Origin of the sequence: Methylibium rhizosphaerae, from assembly GCF_006386545.1 — a bacterium.
GTDB lineage: Bacteria > Pseudomonadota > Gammaproteobacteria > Burkholderiales > Burkholderiaceae_C > Pseudorivibacter > Pseudorivibacter rhizosphaerae.
This window is the reverse complement of record NZ_SWAR01000028.1, coordinates 1-12,252: the sequence shown is the minus strand read 5'-3', so window position 1 is coordinate 12,252 and position 12,252 is coordinate 1. Positions and strand designations below refer to the sequence as shown.

Here is a 12,252-nt window from a genome sequence, read left to right as displayed (position 1 = left end):
CATGCCTGCGCTCGTACAACGCCACGGCACGCGCCGCCGCACCATGAGCGAGATCAACATGGTGCCCTTCATCGACGTGATGCTGGTGCTGCTGATCATCTTCATGGTGAGCGCGCCGCTCATCACCACCGGCGTGGTGGACCTGCCGTCGGTGGGCCAGGCCAAGCGCCAGCCCGACAAGGTGATCGAGGTGGTGCTGGGCACCGACGAAAGCGTCAAGCTGCGCATCGACGGCAAGGACGGCGAGCGTGCCACCTTGCGCAACCTCGCCGCCCGGGTGAAGGAGGCGCAAGGCGGCAGCGCCAACGCCCCGGTCATCATCTCGGCCGACCGCAACGTGAAGTACGAGGCCGTGGTGAAGGTGATGGACACCCTCAACCGCGCCGGCGTGCAGCGCGTGGGCCTGGCCGTCAAGACCACCGGCACGTGAACCGAAGCGTGTCTGTGCGGATCACAAGCCGACGATGAGCGCCACCGCCCTGCCCCAGTACAGCCTGCGTCCGCGCGCGCCCGACCGCATGGGTTCGGGTTTCGCGCTGGCCGCCGGCGTGCACCTGCTGCTGCTCGTGGCGCTGGGCCTGGGCGTGAGCTGGCGCTCGGCCGACATCGCCGGCGTCGAGGCCGAGCTGTGGGCGGCGGTCCCGCAGGTGGCCGCGCCGAAGGCGGTGGAACCCGAGCCGCAGCCGCCCAAGCCGGTGGAGCCTCCGAAGCCGGTGGTGGAACCGCCGCCCAAGCCGGTGCAGCGCGAGGCCGACATCGCCACCGAAAAAGCCCGCAAGGAGCGCGAGCAGAAGCAGCGCGAGGAAGAAAAGGAACGCGAGCAGAAGGCCCAGCGCGAGAAGGAAGCGCAGGAACGCCGCGAGCTCGAGAAGAAGAAAGCCGACGAAGCGCGCAAGAAGGCCGAGCAGGAAAAGGCCCAGCAGGAGCGGCTGGAGGCCGAGCGCAAGAAGAACCTCGAACGCATGATGGGACAGCTCGGCGGCACCGGCGCGCCCAACAGCACCGGCACGGCGGCGCAGTCGGCCGGACCTTCGGCGGGTTATGCCGGGCGCATCGTGGCGCGCATCAAGCCCAACATCGTGTTCACCGAACCCATCGCCGGCGACCCGGTGGCCGTGGTGGAGGTGAAGGTGGCGCCCGACGGCACCATCATCGGCCGCCGCATCACCAAGGCCAGCGGCCAGAAGGAATGGGACGACGCCGTGCTGCGCGCCATCGACCGCACCGAGGTGCTGCCGCGCGACGTGGACGGGCGCGTGCCGCCCACCATCGAGATCCGCTTCCGCGCCCGCGATTTCTGAGCGGGCCTTGCTTCACTTCACCAGGGCGATCAGGTCCGTCACGCCCGGGTCCACGCCGGCCTGCAGAAGCAGCGTCGTCACCTGGCCCCGGTGGTGCGTCTGGTGGTTGAAGAAGTGGCTGAGCGCCTGCCACAGCGGGTGTTCGCGCGGCGCGCCCTTCGTGCTCGCATAGCGCATGGTCTGCTGGACGTAGGCCGGCGTCATCTCGGCGGCCCAGGCCTCGATCGCGGCATCGAGTTCGGCACGGTGCGAGCGCATCTCGTCGAAATCGTCGAACAGCACCTGGTCGAGGCCGGTGAAGTCGGGCCGGGCCAGCACCGAGGCCGACAGCGCCTCGAAGCGAACGCCCTGCTCCGCAAAGCGGCCCAGCCAGATCTTGTCGGCCAGCACCAGATGCGCCAGCGTGCGATGGATGGAGCCGAAAAACGCACCGCGGTCGCGGCGGCGTTCTTCGTCCGGAAGGCCGGCCGCGCAGGCATACAGCCGCTCGTTCATCCAGCGGTTGTAGCGGGCCATGAAGCGTGTGTGTTCCAGCATGGCCCGCAGTGTGTCACTGCCGGCGGCCGCGGCGCCAGACGAAGGCGTCGACCGACCACCGCCCCGGGCCCCACAGCACGAGCCCCAACAGCAGGCTGCCCCAGAACACGTGCTGCTGCAGCGCCGCTTCGGCGATCTCGGCCAGGCTCAGCACGGCGACCACGTTCACCACGAACAGCCCCGCCGCGGCAAGCCGCCCGCCCAGGCCGAGCACCAGCAGCACCGGCAGCACCAGCTCACCCGCGGTGCCCAGCGGCGCGGCCAGCTCGGGCGGCAGCAGCGGCACCTGGTACTCGTCGGTGAACAGCGCGAGCGTGGTCTCCCAGTCGCGGATCTTGGTGAGCCCCGACAGGAAGAACACCTTGGCCACGTACAGGCGCGCCGCCAGCTGCGCGGCCGGCTGCAGCGCTTCGAGCGCCGACACGGCGCGCTGCCACAGCGCTTCCAGGCGCTGCCAGGCGGGTTGATGAGCGGCTTGCATGGTCAGGTCTCCGGTGAGTTGGAAAGGAGGTCGATGCCCGCGATCCAGCCCTCGCGCAGCGCGCGCGCGAGCCAGGCGTCGAAGGCGAACGAGCTGCCGGCGGCATCGAGCGCGGCAGCCAGGTCGCGGCCTTCGATGGCCGCGCGGGTGAACGGCACATCAGACGCGTCGAGCGCACACACCTGTGCGCGCCACCCCCGGCGCCACACCAGCGCCGTCTCGCCGCGGCCGGCGGCAAAGGCTTCCCACAGTCCGTCGAAGCGATCGCTCGCATCGCTGCGATGGGCCAGCCAGATGCCGGCCACCGGCCAGGACGAGGCCACCATGCCCGTGCCGGCCCTGAACCGCAAGGCGAGCCGCGACGGCTCATGCGCCGCGAGCTGCTCTAGCCCGCAGAGCGGGCCGTCGTCATCCGCGGCCGCTTCGGCGCGCTGCACCGCCCATTCGAGGCGGGCCACGTCGGCGAGGTAGGGCTCGCTGCGCAGGCCTTCGGCGTCGGCGATGAAGGCCGGCAGCGACTCGCCCAGCCAGGCGAGGTCGCCCCGCGCGGGCGGGCGCCGGCGCACGAAGTCCCGGGCCATGGCAGCGAACGACTCCTCGCCCAGGAGCTGCTGCACGGTCGGGAAGCTGCCGGCCAGGGCGCGTTCGGCTGCAGCGCCCAGGTTGGCCTGGTAGGCCGCCAGCCCGCGGCCCATGCGGGCGCCGCTTTCGCGCACCCAGCCGTTGAGTGCCAGGCCGTCGCCGCGCGACACGATGGCGCGCAGCAGCAGTTGCTGGCGTGTGGCCTCGCGGGTGTTCATGCCGCAACCTCTTCATGGACGGCGCAGCGGGCCTCGGCCGCGGCCGCCTCGCCGAGCAGCACGTCCAGCGCCGGCAGGCGCGTATCCCACTCGACAAGCACCGGCGTGCCGCGCAGCCTGCCCATCGCATGCTCGAACACCTGCCACACCGGCGCATGCACCCGGCTGCCGTGGTCGTCGATCACGAGATCGCCGCTGTCGTCGTAGCCGGCCAGGTGGATCTCGCCGACGGCCTGCGCATCGATGGCATCGACAAAACGCTTCGCCGCCGCCACTGCATCGCCGGCGCCCGCATTGAGCTGGTTGACCACGATGTTGTTCACGTCCAGCAGCAGGCCGCAGCCGGTGCGCCGCGCCAGGCGGTTGAAGAATTCGGGTTCGCTCATCGAGTCGTCGGCCCAGCCCAGGTAGGCCGACAGGTTCTCCACGAGGATGGGCCGCCCGAGCCGGTCCTGCACCGCCGACACGTTGGCCGCCATGATGTCCAGCGAGGCCGGCGTGAAGGCGACCGGCAGCAGGTCGTTGCCGTGGGTGGGGGCTGCACCGGCCCGCAGCGGCGCCCGCGCGAAGCAGGCGTGGTCGCTCACCCGCACCGGCTCGATGCGATCGACCAGCCGCGCGAGCTGCTCGAGGTGCCATCGGTCCAGCCCCGCCGCCGAGCCAAGCGCGAGGCCCACGCCGTGCAGGCTCACGTCATAGTGGCTCCTGGCCTCGTGCAGCACGGCCAGCGCCGCACCGCCCTCGGCAAAGAAGTTCTCGGAATGCACTTCGAGGAAAGCCAGCGGCGGCCTGCGCTCCAACAGCTCGCGGTAGTGCGGCTGGCGAAAGCCGATGCCGGTGCAAAGAGGTGCGTTCATGTCGGCCGCCGCTGCTTCGTTCACCGCCGGCTTACTTCTTGGCCTTCATCTTGGCTTCTTCGGCCGACATGCCGTTCATCTGCTTGCAGGTGCCCTTGGCCACGTACTTCCAGTCGCCCGGGTCGTTGTCCATCTTGGACTGGCCGGCGCACGAATGGGTGCCGGCAAGGTTGGCGCAGTCGTTCTGGCCGGCCTTGGCGATGCCGTAGCACTTTTCCTTGCCGGCCGACTTGGCGTCGTCGGCCGCGCCGGCGGCGCCGATGAGGCCCATGGCGAGCACGGAAGCGAGGGCGGAAGAGACGACGAGGCGTTGGTTCATGGTGAGCTCCTTTGGGGGTGCGTTGTCGAAAAGAGCCGCCGCAGACCTTGCGGCGACGAGCGTGTGTCGCGCCATGCCGTCGATTACTTACACTGCCGCCCAAATGAACGATCTCGCCATCGACCTCGACAGCCACCGGGTGCACCTGCTGCGCTATGCCCGGCTGCAGCTGCGCAACGACGCCTGGGCCGAAGACGCGGTGTCCGACACCCTCGTGGCCGCGCTCGAGAAGCCGCAGGCCTTTGCCGGGCGCTCGCAGGTGCGCACCTGGCTGGTGGGCATCCTCAAGCACAAGGTGGTCGACCAGCTGCGGCGCCACACCCGCGAATGCGCCCTCACCGCCGAAGACGCCGAAGGCGACGAGTTCGACCTGCTGTTCAAGGAAGACGGCCACTTCCGCGAGCTGCCGGCCGAGTGGGGCGACCCGCAGGCGGCGCTGCGGCAGGACCAGTTCATGGCCGTCATCGAGGCCTGCACCGAGAAGCTGCCCAACCAGCTGGGGCGGGTGTTCCTCATGCGTGAATGGCTGGAACTCGACACCGACGAGATCTGTAAGGAACTGAGCGTGACGCCGACCAACCTGTGGGTCATGCTGCACCGTGCGCGGCTGCGGCTGCGCGAATGCCTGCAGCTCAACTGGTTCGCAGAGGCAAGCGCCACGGCCGCCACGAAAAAGGGAACCGCGCGATGAGGCTCAGACGTACATGCCGCGAATCCGCTGCGCTCCTGCTCAGCCGGCAGGACCGCGCGCTGCCCTGGGTCGAACGCCTCGCGCTGCGCCTGCACCTCATGGCCTGCAAGGCCTGCCCGCGCTTCGAGCGGCAGGTCGAGACGATGGAAGCCGCGATGAAGCGCTGGCGGCGCTACAGCGAGTCGGGCGAGGTCTGACGCTCAGCCGAGGCTGCCGCCCGATACGCGCAGGTCGGTGGCCACGGTGAGCGCGGTCTGCAGCGCCAGCCGCACGCCATTGGTCATCAGCTGCAGGCCCATGCTGGGCAGTTGCCCCGGCCGCCGCGCCGCCTGGACCGGCAGCAGCGGCAGGTGCACGAAGCCGCTGCGCACGCCGGTGCCGGCCAGCCGGTGCTGCAGCCAGTAGAAGACGTGGTTGCACACATAGGTGCCGGCGCTGCAGGACAGCCCGGCCGGCAGGCCCGCCTCGCGCAGTGCCGACACCATGGCCTTCACCGGCAGCGTCGAGAAGTAGGCCGCCGGACCGCCCGGGACGATGGGCGCATCGATCGGCTCGGCCCCCGCGTTGTCGGCGATGCGGGCGTCGTCGAGGTTGATCGCCACCCGCTCGATGCTGATCTCGCCACGGCTGGCCGCCTGCCCGAGCGCCAGCACCAGCGACGGTTCGTGGGCCGCGATGGCCTCGCCGAGCACCCGCAGCGACCGGTCGAATTCGCAGGGCAGCACCAGCCCTACCACCTCGTGGCCCGCGAGGTCGCCGCCGTGCAGCGCCTGCACCACGTCGGCCGACGGGTTGACGGCTTCGCCGCCGAAGGGCTCGAAGCCGGTGAGCAGGATGCGCCGCTGTAGGGTCATGTGGGTTGCCGCTTGCCGCGAAGGCGCGCAGCGTACATGAACAGCGCGACCGCCAGCGCCACGGCCAGCGCGAGCACGAAGGCCGCGGCCGGGTGCATGTGCGGCAGCGCGACATACAGCGCGATGAAAAAGCTCGCGAAGCCATGCAGGCCCCGGGCGAAACCCGCCAGCAGCGAGGCGGTGGCCGCGGCCCCGTGGCGCGGCAGCGTGAACGCCGGCAGCACGCTGCCGGTGATGGGCACCGCCAGCAGCAGCCCGCTGGCCGCCGCCGGCAGGATGCCGGCCCCGACCAGGATGGTGGTGGCCATGCCCATGGCGGCGATCACGCGGAAGGCCAGTTCCGCAAGCGGGATGGACACCGGCCCGGCGCGGCGGCAGGTGGCCGGCATGGCCGCCAGGCCCAGCCCCGGGGCCACGGCGGCGAGCAGGCACACGAGCCAGGCCGGAAGGTCCGCCCAGGCCAGCAGGAAGCCGAACGAGAGGAAGGCCCCGAGCGATAACCCGAGGCAGGCGCCCCAGGGCCAACGTGTGCCGCAGCGCGCGAACACCACGATGTGCAGCACCGCCGCCGGTGCGCAGGCCAGCGTGGCCAGCGCGATGTCGCGCACGTGCGCGGCCGGGTGCTCGAACAGCAGCAGCGCCATGATGGGCGCCGCGATCATCGGCATGCCGGCCAGGGCACCGGCCACCGCATGCCCGAACCGCCGCGCCGCCAGCGACGACAGCAGCACCGACGCCGCGACCAGCGACAGCTTCAGGAGCATGTCAGGGGGTGCCGAAACCGCCGCCTCCGGGGGTCTCGATCACGAACACGTCGCCCGGCGCCATCTCGCAGGAGCCGATGTGATCGAGCGGCTCGATGCGGCCATCGGCGCGTTCGACGCGGTTGACACCCAGCGCCCCCGGCTGCCCGCCGGCCACGCCGAAGCTCGGCACGTGGCGGCCGTTGGACAGGATGGAGGCGGTCATCGCTTCGAGGAAGCGCACGCGCCGCACGCCGCCGTCGCCGCCGCGGTGCCGGCCGGCTCCGCCCGAGCCCTTGCGGATCTCGTAGCTCTCGAGCCGCACCGGGAAGCGGAACTCCAGCACCTCCGGGTCGGTGAGGCGCGAGTTGGTCATGTGGGTCTGCACGACGCTGGTGCCGTCGAAGCCGGGACCGGCGCCGCTGCCGCCCGAGATGGTCTCGTAGTACTGGTGCCGCTCGTTGCCGAAGGTGAAGTTGTTCATCGTGCACTGGCCGGCGGCCATCACGCCCAGGGCACCGTACAGCGTGTTCGTGATGCAGGTGGAGGTCTCGACGTTGCCGGCCACCACCGAGGCCGGCGGGTTGGGGTTCAGCATCGAGCCTTCGGGAATGATCACCTTGAGCGGCTTCAGGCAGCCGGCGTTGAGCGGGATGTCGTCGTCCACCAGCGTGCGGAACACATACAGCACCGCGGCCATGCACACCGCGCGCGGCGCGTTGAAGTTGTTGGTGAGCTGGGCCGAGGTGCCGGTGAAGTCGATCACGGCGCTGCGGTCGGCGGCATTGACCTTGATGTCGACCGCGATCTGCGCGCCGTTGTCGAGCTTCATCGTGTAGGTGCCGTCCTTGAGCTTCGTGATGACGCGGCGCACCGATTCCTCGGCGTTGTCCTGCACGTGCTTCATGTAGGCCTGCACCACGTCGAGCCCGAACTGCGCGACCATCTTGCGCAGCTCCTGCACGCCCTTCTCGTTGGCGGCGATCTGGGCCTTCAGGTCGGCCAGGTTCTGCTCCGGGTTGCGCGAGGGGAAGTCGCCGCTGCGCAGCAGCGCCAGCATCTCGGCTTCGCGCAGGCGCCCGCGCTCGACCAGCTTCACGTTGTCGATCTGCACGCCCTCTTCCTCGATGCGGGTCGAGAACGGCGGCATCGAGCCCGGCGTGATGCCGCCGATGTCGGCATGGTGGCCGCGCGAGCCCACGTAGAAGAGAATCCTGCCCTGCTTCGCGCCCTCTCCCCCCGGGAGAGGGTTGGGGTGAGGGTCCTCGGCAAACACCGGCGTGACCACCGTCACATCCGGCAGGTGCGTGCCGCCGTGGTACGGGTCGTTGAGCACGTACACGTCGCCCGGCTGCATCTGCCCGGCGTTGCGCTGCATCACCGTCTTGATCGACTCGCTCATCGAGCCCAGGTGCACCGGCATGTGCGGCGCGTTGGCGATCAGGTTGCCGTCGGCGTCGAACAGCGCACAGGAGAAGTCGAGCCGCTCCTTGATGTTGACCGAGTAGGCGGTGTTCTGCAGTTGCAGCCCCATCTGCTCGGCGATGTTCATGAAGAGGTTGTTGAAGACCTCGAGCATCACCGGGTCCACCGTGGTGCCGACCGCCTTGCGCGCCGGGCGCGCCTGCACGCGCTGCAGCACGAGGTGATCGAGGTCGGTGACCCGCGCCTGCCAGCCGGGTTCGACCACCGTGGTGGCGTTCTTCTCGGCAATGATCGCGGGCCCGGCGATCACGTGGCCGGGCCGGGTGTGCTCGCGCACCACGAGCCCGGCGTCCCACCAGCGGCCGCCGCTGAAGAGCTTGACCATCGCAGCCGTGGACGCGGCCACGTCGGGCACCGCGGTATAGCGCGGCTCGGCCGGCGCGTCACCGGCCACCACCGCCTCCACCGACACCGCCTCGACCACCAGGCGGCGCCCTTCCATCAGGAAGGCGAAGCGCTGGCGGTAGGCGGCCTCGAAGCCGGCGCGCAGCTCGGCCACGGTGCCTTGTTCGAAGGGCACCACGAGCGCCGAGTCGGTGCCTTCGTAGCGCAGGTGCGCGCGGCGGATCACCCGGGTGTCGCCCGAGCTCACGCCCTGGCGGCGGATCTCGGCCAGCGCCTCGTCGGCGAGCGCCTGCAGGCGCGCCGCAACGGCCGGCAGCGCCTCGTCGGACAGCGGCTGCTCGATCGCCGTTTCGCGCATCACGCTCTGGTCGGCCAGGCCCATGCCATAGGCCGACAGCACGCCGGCCAGCGGGTGCACGAACACCTGGTTCATGCCCAGCGCGTCGGCCACCAGGCAGGCATGCTGGCCGCCGGCCCCGCCGAAACACTGCAGCGTGTAGCGGGTGACGTCGTAGCCGCGGGCCACCGAGATCTTCTTGATCGCATTGGCCATGCTGCCCACCGCGATGTCGATGAAGCCTTCGGCCACCTCCTCTGGGCTGCGCCTGCGGCCGGTGGCCCGCTCGATGTCGTCGGCAATGGCGCTGAACTTCGCCACCACCACGTCGCGGTCGAGCGAATCGTCGGCATTCGGCCCGAACACCTTCGGGAAGTAGGCCGGCTGGATCTTGCCCAGCATCACGTTCGCATCGGTCACCGCCAGCGGGCCGCCGCGGCGGTAGCAGGCCGGGCCCGGATTGGCGCCGGCGCTTTCGGGGCCGGCGCGGAAGCGCGCGCCGTCGAAGCTCAGGATGGAGCCGCCGCCGGCGGCCACCGTGTGGATGCTCATCATCGGCGCGCGCATGCGCACCCCGGCCACCTGCGTCTCGAAGGCCCGCTCGAACTCGCCTGCGTAGTGCGACACGTCGGTGGAGGTGCCGCCCATGTCGAAGCCGATGACCTTGTCGAAGGCGGCCAGCTCGGCCGTGCGCACCATGCCCACGATGCCGCCGGCCGGGCCGGAGAGGATGGCGTCCTTGCCCTGGAAGGCATGCGCATCGGTGAGGCCGCCGGACGACTGCATGAAAAACAGCTTCACGCCCGGCATCTCTGCGGCCACCTGCTCGACGTAGCGCCGCAGGATGGGCGACAGGTAGGCATCGACCACGGTGGTGTCGCCGCGGCTCACCAGCTTCATCAGCGGGCTCACCTCGTGCGACACGCTCACCTGGCTGAAGCCGATGGCGCGCGCGATGCGCGCGGCCGCCGCCTCGTGCGCGGTGAAGCGGTAGCCGTGCATGAACACGATGGCCACGCTGCGCAGGCCGCCGTCGTAGGCGGCCTGCATCTGCGTGCGCAGGTCGGCCTCGTCGAGCGCGGTGAGGACCTCACCCGACGCACCCACCCGTTCGCGCGCCTCGATGACCTGCGAATACAGCAGCTCGGGCAGCACGATGTTGCGGTCGAAGATGCGCGGGCGGTCCTGGTAGGCGATGCGCAGCGCATCGCGGAAGCCCCGCGTGGTGACCAACAGCGTGCGCTCGCCCTTGCGCTCGAGCAGCGCATTGGTCGCCACCGTGGTGCCCATCTTCACGCAGGCCACGCGGTCGGGCGTGATCGGCTCGCCGGGTGCCAGGCCCAGCAGGTGGCGGATGCCGGCGACCGCAGCGTCGCGGTACTGCTCGGGGTTTTCACTCAGCAGCTTGTGGGTGACCAGCGAGCCGTCCGGTTTCTTCGCGACGATGTCGGTGAACGTGCCGCCGCGGTCGATCCAGAACTGCCAAAGCGAAGGCTGCTGCGCCGGCTGCGGGGTCTTGTGCGTTGCTTGCTTGCTCATCTTGCGATCTGACTCAGTTGGATGCGCCGGCACGACTGTAGGCGTGGCCCGCGCGAAGGATTCACTGTTGTGTGTAGTAGGGGACGAAGATTTCATTGGCCTCTCGGCCGACGTCGCGTATCCATTCGAGCGAGAAGCGCTCGCCCAGCCGCTTGATCTCCTTGTCGAACTCGGGGCTCACCCGCTCGACCTTCATGCCGCGGCGCCTGAGCTCGTCGACCGACTCGAGCGCGGCGGTCATGCTGGCCTGCCAGCCGCGCGCCTCGGCCGCCAGTGCGGCGCGTCGCACCGCCTGCTGCTGCGCGGCGTCGAGTGATCGCATCGCCGCCTGCCGCACGAACACGATGTTCTTGGGGAACCAGGCATTGATCTCGTAGTAGTGCTTCACATGGCTCCAGACCTGGTTCTCCACGCCGGTGACCGCGGAGGTGATCATCGTGTCGATGCGGCCGGCCGCCAAGGCCCGGGCCACGTCGACCATGGGGACATCCACCGGCGCGGCGCCCAGCAGCTGCGCGATGCGCACCGTCGTCTGGTTGTAGGTGCGCATGCGGCTGCCCTTGAGGTCGGCCGACACCGCGACCGGCCGGGTCGAGAACAGTCCCTGCGGCGGCCACGGCACGGCGTACAGCACCTCGAGCCCGCGGGCCGCGAACTGCCGCTCGATCAGCGGACGCTGGTGCCGCCACATGCGCCGTGCGTCCTCGTAGCTGCTCACCGCGAAGGGCACCGAGTCGGCGCCTGCGATGGGCAGCGTCTTCACCAGGCTGGTCATGATGGTCTCGCCTGCATCGAGCTGGCCCTGCTCGCAGGCCGGCCAGATGTCGGCCAGCTTGAACAACGCGCCGTTCGCATGCAGCTCGATGGCCAGCACGCCCTGGGTGGCCTGCGCGGCCTCGGCGGCGAACTGCGCCAGGTTGCGCCCATGAAAGGTCTCGGCCCGGTAGCCGGTGGCCAGCTTCCACCGCACCCCCGCCCTGTCCTGCGCAAAGCCGGGGCGAACGAGAGCCAGGCCGGCGACGAGCCCGGCACATTGCCTGCGATTCATGGTGAACCCTCCTGAGCCCTCGGGCTCGTTGTGCGAACAGCTACACAGAAGGCGAGATCGGTGCGGTTTCCGGCGTCATCGCTCCTTGCCCATCACCAGGTCGGGCACCGACGTCACGATGCCCGGGAACAGCGTGATGAGCGCGATGCAGGCCACCAGGCACAGGAAGAACGGGATGGCGGCACGGGCGATGGTGTTGCTGTCCTTGCCGGTCATGTTCTGCAGCACGAACAGATTGAAGCCCACCGGCGGCGTGACCTCGGCGATCTCGACCAGCAGCACCACGAAGATGCCGAACCACACCAGGTCGAAGCCCGCCTTCTGCACCATGGGCAGCACCACCGCTGCCGTGAGCACGATCATGCTGATGCCGTCGAGTGCGGTGCCGAGCACGAGGTACACCAGCACCAGCACCGCGATCAGCGCATAGGGCGACAGGTGCATCGAATTCACCCACTCGGCCAGCTCGCGCGGGATGCCGGTGAAGGCCATGGTCTTGGTGAGGAAGGCCGCCCCCGCAAGGATGAACATGATCATGCAGCTGGTGCGGGCGGCGCCGAACAGGCTGTCCTTGAGGTTCTGCCAGCTGAGCGACCGGCTCCACAGGGCCAGGCCCAGCGCGCCCACCACGCCGTAGGCTGCGCATTCGGTGGCCGTGGCCCAGCCGGCGATCAGCACCCAGACGATGAAGACGATCAGCGCACCGCAGGGAATGAGGTTGCGCGAACGGCGCAGCTTCTCCATGAAGCTCATGACCGGTTCGGCCGGCGGCATTTTGGGCTTGTTGCGCACGCTCCACCAGGCGATGTAGCCGGAGAACAGCAGCATCAGCAGGAGGCCGGGCAGGAAGCCGGCCAGGAAGATGCGGATGATCGACGCATCGGCCGCCACCGCATACACCACCATCGTGATCGA

At 69.9% G+C, this 12,252-nt stretch carries 14 protein-coding genes; 4 read left to right on the top strand and 10 right to left on the bottom strand.

The window, feature by feature from the left end; genetic code table 11:
• Nucleotide 1: 1 nt before the first annotated feature.
• Nucleotides 2–430, top strand: a complete 429-nt coding sequence (gene tolR / locus E8D38_RS19150; protein ID WP_140634477.1) for a protein TolR — start codon at nt 2–4, stop codon at nt 428–430.
• Nucleotides 431–464: 34 nt separating this feature from the next.
• Nucleotides 465–1,301 (top strand): cell envelope integrity protein TolA, encoded by an 837-nt coding sequence (gene tolA, locus E8D38_RS19145; RefSeq protein WP_140634475.1) that lies wholly within the window; start codon nt 465–467, stop codon nt 1,299–1,301.
• A 12-nt stretch (nt 1,302–1,313) separates the two neighbouring features.
• On the opposite strand, the gene E8D38_RS19140 is transcribed toward tolA, so the two are convergent.
• Genes E8D38_RS19140 through E8D38_RS19120 form a run of 5 tightly spaced genes read right to left on the bottom strand, consistent with a single transcriptional unit; the run spans nt 1,314 to nt 4,295 of the window.
• Entirely contained in the window at nt 1,314–1,838 is a 525-nt protein-coding gene (locus tag E8D38_RS19140; protein ID WP_140634473.1) for a DinB family protein, read from the bottom strand.
• 13 nt (nt 1,839–1,851) lie between these two features.
• Nucleotides 1,852–2,319 carry a DoxX family protein gene (locus E8D38_RS19135; protein ID WP_140634470.1) on the bottom strand — a complete coding sequence of 156 codons (468 nt, stop codon included), beginning with the start codon at nt 2,317–2,319 and terminating at the stop codon, nt 1,852–1,854.
• A gap of 2 nt (nt 2,320–2,321) precedes the next feature.
• Nucleotides 2,322–3,119, bottom strand: coding sequence for an HvfC/BufC N-terminal domain-containing protein (locus E8D38_RS19130; protein WP_140634469.1), 798 nt, complete (start codon nt 3,117–3,119; stop codon nt 2,322–2,324).
• Nucleotides 3,116–3,976: an MbnB/TglH/ChrH family RiPP precursor modification enzyme gene (locus E8D38_RS19125; RefSeq protein ID WP_140634578.1), complete on the bottom strand. Its 861-nt coding sequence runs from the start codon at nt 3,974–3,976 to the stop codon at nt 3,116–3,118. Before E8D38_RS19125 ends, E8D38_RS19130 begins: the two co-directional genes overlap by 4 nt.
• 31 nt (nt 3,977–4,007) lie before the next feature.
• Nucleotides 4,008–4,295 carry a BufA1 family periplasmic bufferin-type metallophore gene (locus E8D38_RS19120; RefSeq protein WP_140634467.1) on the bottom strand — a complete coding sequence of 96 codons (288 nt, stop codon included), beginning with the start codon at nt 4,293–4,295 and terminating at the stop codon, nt 4,008–4,010.
• Nucleotides 4,296–4,398: 103 nt separating this feature from the next.
• On the opposite strand from E8D38_RS19120, the gene E8D38_RS19115 reads away from it, so the two are divergent.
• Nucleotides 4,399–4,986, top strand: coding sequence for a sigma-70 family RNA polymerase sigma factor (locus E8D38_RS19115; RefSeq protein WP_140634465.1), 588 nt, complete (start codon nt 4,399–4,401; stop codon nt 4,984–4,986).
• On the top strand, nt 4,983–5,183 hold the full coding sequence (locus E8D38_RS19110) for a zf-HC2 domain-containing protein (protein WP_140634463.1): 201 nt from the start codon (nt 4,983–4,985) through the stop codon (nt 5,181–5,183). Before E8D38_RS19115 ends, E8D38_RS19110 begins: the two co-directional genes overlap by 4 nt.
• 3 nt (nt 5,184–5,186) lie before the next feature.
• Here E8D38_RS19110 and pcp read toward each other — a convergent pair whose 3' ends face one another.
• The 5 genes from pcp to E8D38_RS19085 form a co-directional block, all read right to left on the bottom strand.
• Nucleotides 5,187–5,840: a pyroglutamyl-peptidase I gene (gene pcp / locus E8D38_RS19105; RefSeq protein ID WP_140634461.1), complete on the bottom strand. Its 654-nt coding sequence runs from the start codon at nt 5,838–5,840 to the stop codon at nt 5,187–5,189.
• Nucleotides 5,837–6,604, bottom strand: coding sequence for a hypothetical protein (locus E8D38_RS19100; protein WP_140634459.1), 768 nt, complete (start codon nt 6,602–6,604; stop codon nt 5,837–5,839). Before E8D38_RS19100 ends, pcp begins: the two co-directional genes overlap by 4 nt.
• A 1-nt stretch (nt 6,605) precedes the next feature.
• Nucleotides 6,606–10,289: a hydantoinase B/oxoprolinase family protein gene (locus tag E8D38_RS19095; protein WP_140634457.1), complete on the bottom strand. Its 3,684-nt coding sequence runs from the start codon at nt 10,287–10,289 to the stop codon at nt 6,606–6,608.
• Between the two features lie 61 nt (nt 10,290–10,350).
• The gene (locus E8D38_RS19090; RefSeq protein ID WP_140634455.1) at nt 10,351–11,337 is read right to left on the bottom strand and encodes a TRAP transporter substrate-binding protein; all 987 of its coding nucleotides are present in this window, start codon (nt 11,335–11,337) and stop codon (nt 10,351–10,353) included.
• A 75-nt stretch (nt 11,338–11,412) separates the two neighbouring features.
• Nucleotides 11,413–12,252: TRAP transporter large permease (locus tag E8D38_RS19085; RefSeq protein ID WP_140634453.1), on the bottom strand; the 840-nt coding region annotated here is incomplete at its 5' end.

What these genes read in the sequence shown, in the direction of transcription:
- E8D38_RS19120 (WP_140634467.1), bottom strand. Translation starts at nt 4,295, where the DNA reads ATGAACCAACGCCTCGTCGTCTCTTCCGCCCTCGCTTCCGTGCTCGCC.
- E8D38_RS19090 (WP_140634455.1), bottom strand. Translation starts at nt 11,337, where the DNA reads ATGAATCGCAGGCAATGTGCCGGGCTCGTCGCCGGCCTGGCTCTCGTT.
- E8D38_RS19130 (WP_140634469.1), bottom strand. Translation starts at nt 3,119, where the DNA reads ATGAACACCCGCGAGGCCACACGCCAGCAACTGCTGCTGCGCGCCATC.
- pcp (WP_140634461.1), bottom strand. Translation starts at nt 5,840, where the DNA reads ATGACCCTACAGCGGCGCATCCTGCTCACCGGCTTCGAGCCCTTCGGC.
- E8D38_RS19125 (WP_140634578.1), bottom strand. Translation starts at nt 3,976, where the DNA reads ATGAACGCACCTCTTTGCACCGGCATCGGCTTTCGCCAGCCGCACTAC.
- tolR (WP_140634477.1), top strand. Translation starts at nt 2, where the DNA reads ATGCCTGCGCTCGTACAACGCCACGGCACGCGCCGCCGCACCATGAGC.
- E8D38_RS19115 (WP_140634465.1), top strand. Translation starts at nt 4,399, where the DNA reads ATGAACGATCTCGCCATCGACCTCGACAGCCACCGGGTGCACCTGCTG.
- tolA (WP_140634475.1), top strand. Translation starts at nt 465, where the DNA reads ATGAGCGCCACCGCCCTGCCCCAGTACAGCCTGCGTCCGCGCGCGCCC.
- E8D38_RS19100 (WP_140634459.1), bottom strand. Translation starts at nt 6,604, where the DNA reads ATGCTCCTGAAGCTGTCGCTGGTCGCGGCGTCGGTGCTGCTGTCGTCG.
- E8D38_RS19110 (WP_140634463.1), top strand. Translation starts at nt 4,983, where the DNA reads ATGAGGCTCAGACGTACATGCCGCGAATCCGCTGCGCTCCTGCTCAGC.
- E8D38_RS19135 (WP_140634470.1), bottom strand. Translation starts at nt 2,319, where the DNA reads ATGCAAGCCGCTCATCAACCCGCCTGGCAGCGCCTGGAAGCGCTGTGG.
- E8D38_RS19140 (WP_140634473.1), bottom strand. Translation starts at nt 1,838, where the DNA reads ATGCTGGAACACACACGCTTCATGGCCCGCTACAACCGCTGGATGAAC.
- E8D38_RS19095 (WP_140634457.1), bottom strand. Translation starts at nt 10,289, where the DNA reads ATGAGCAAGCAAGCAACGCACAAGACCCCGCAGCCGGCGCAGCAGCCT.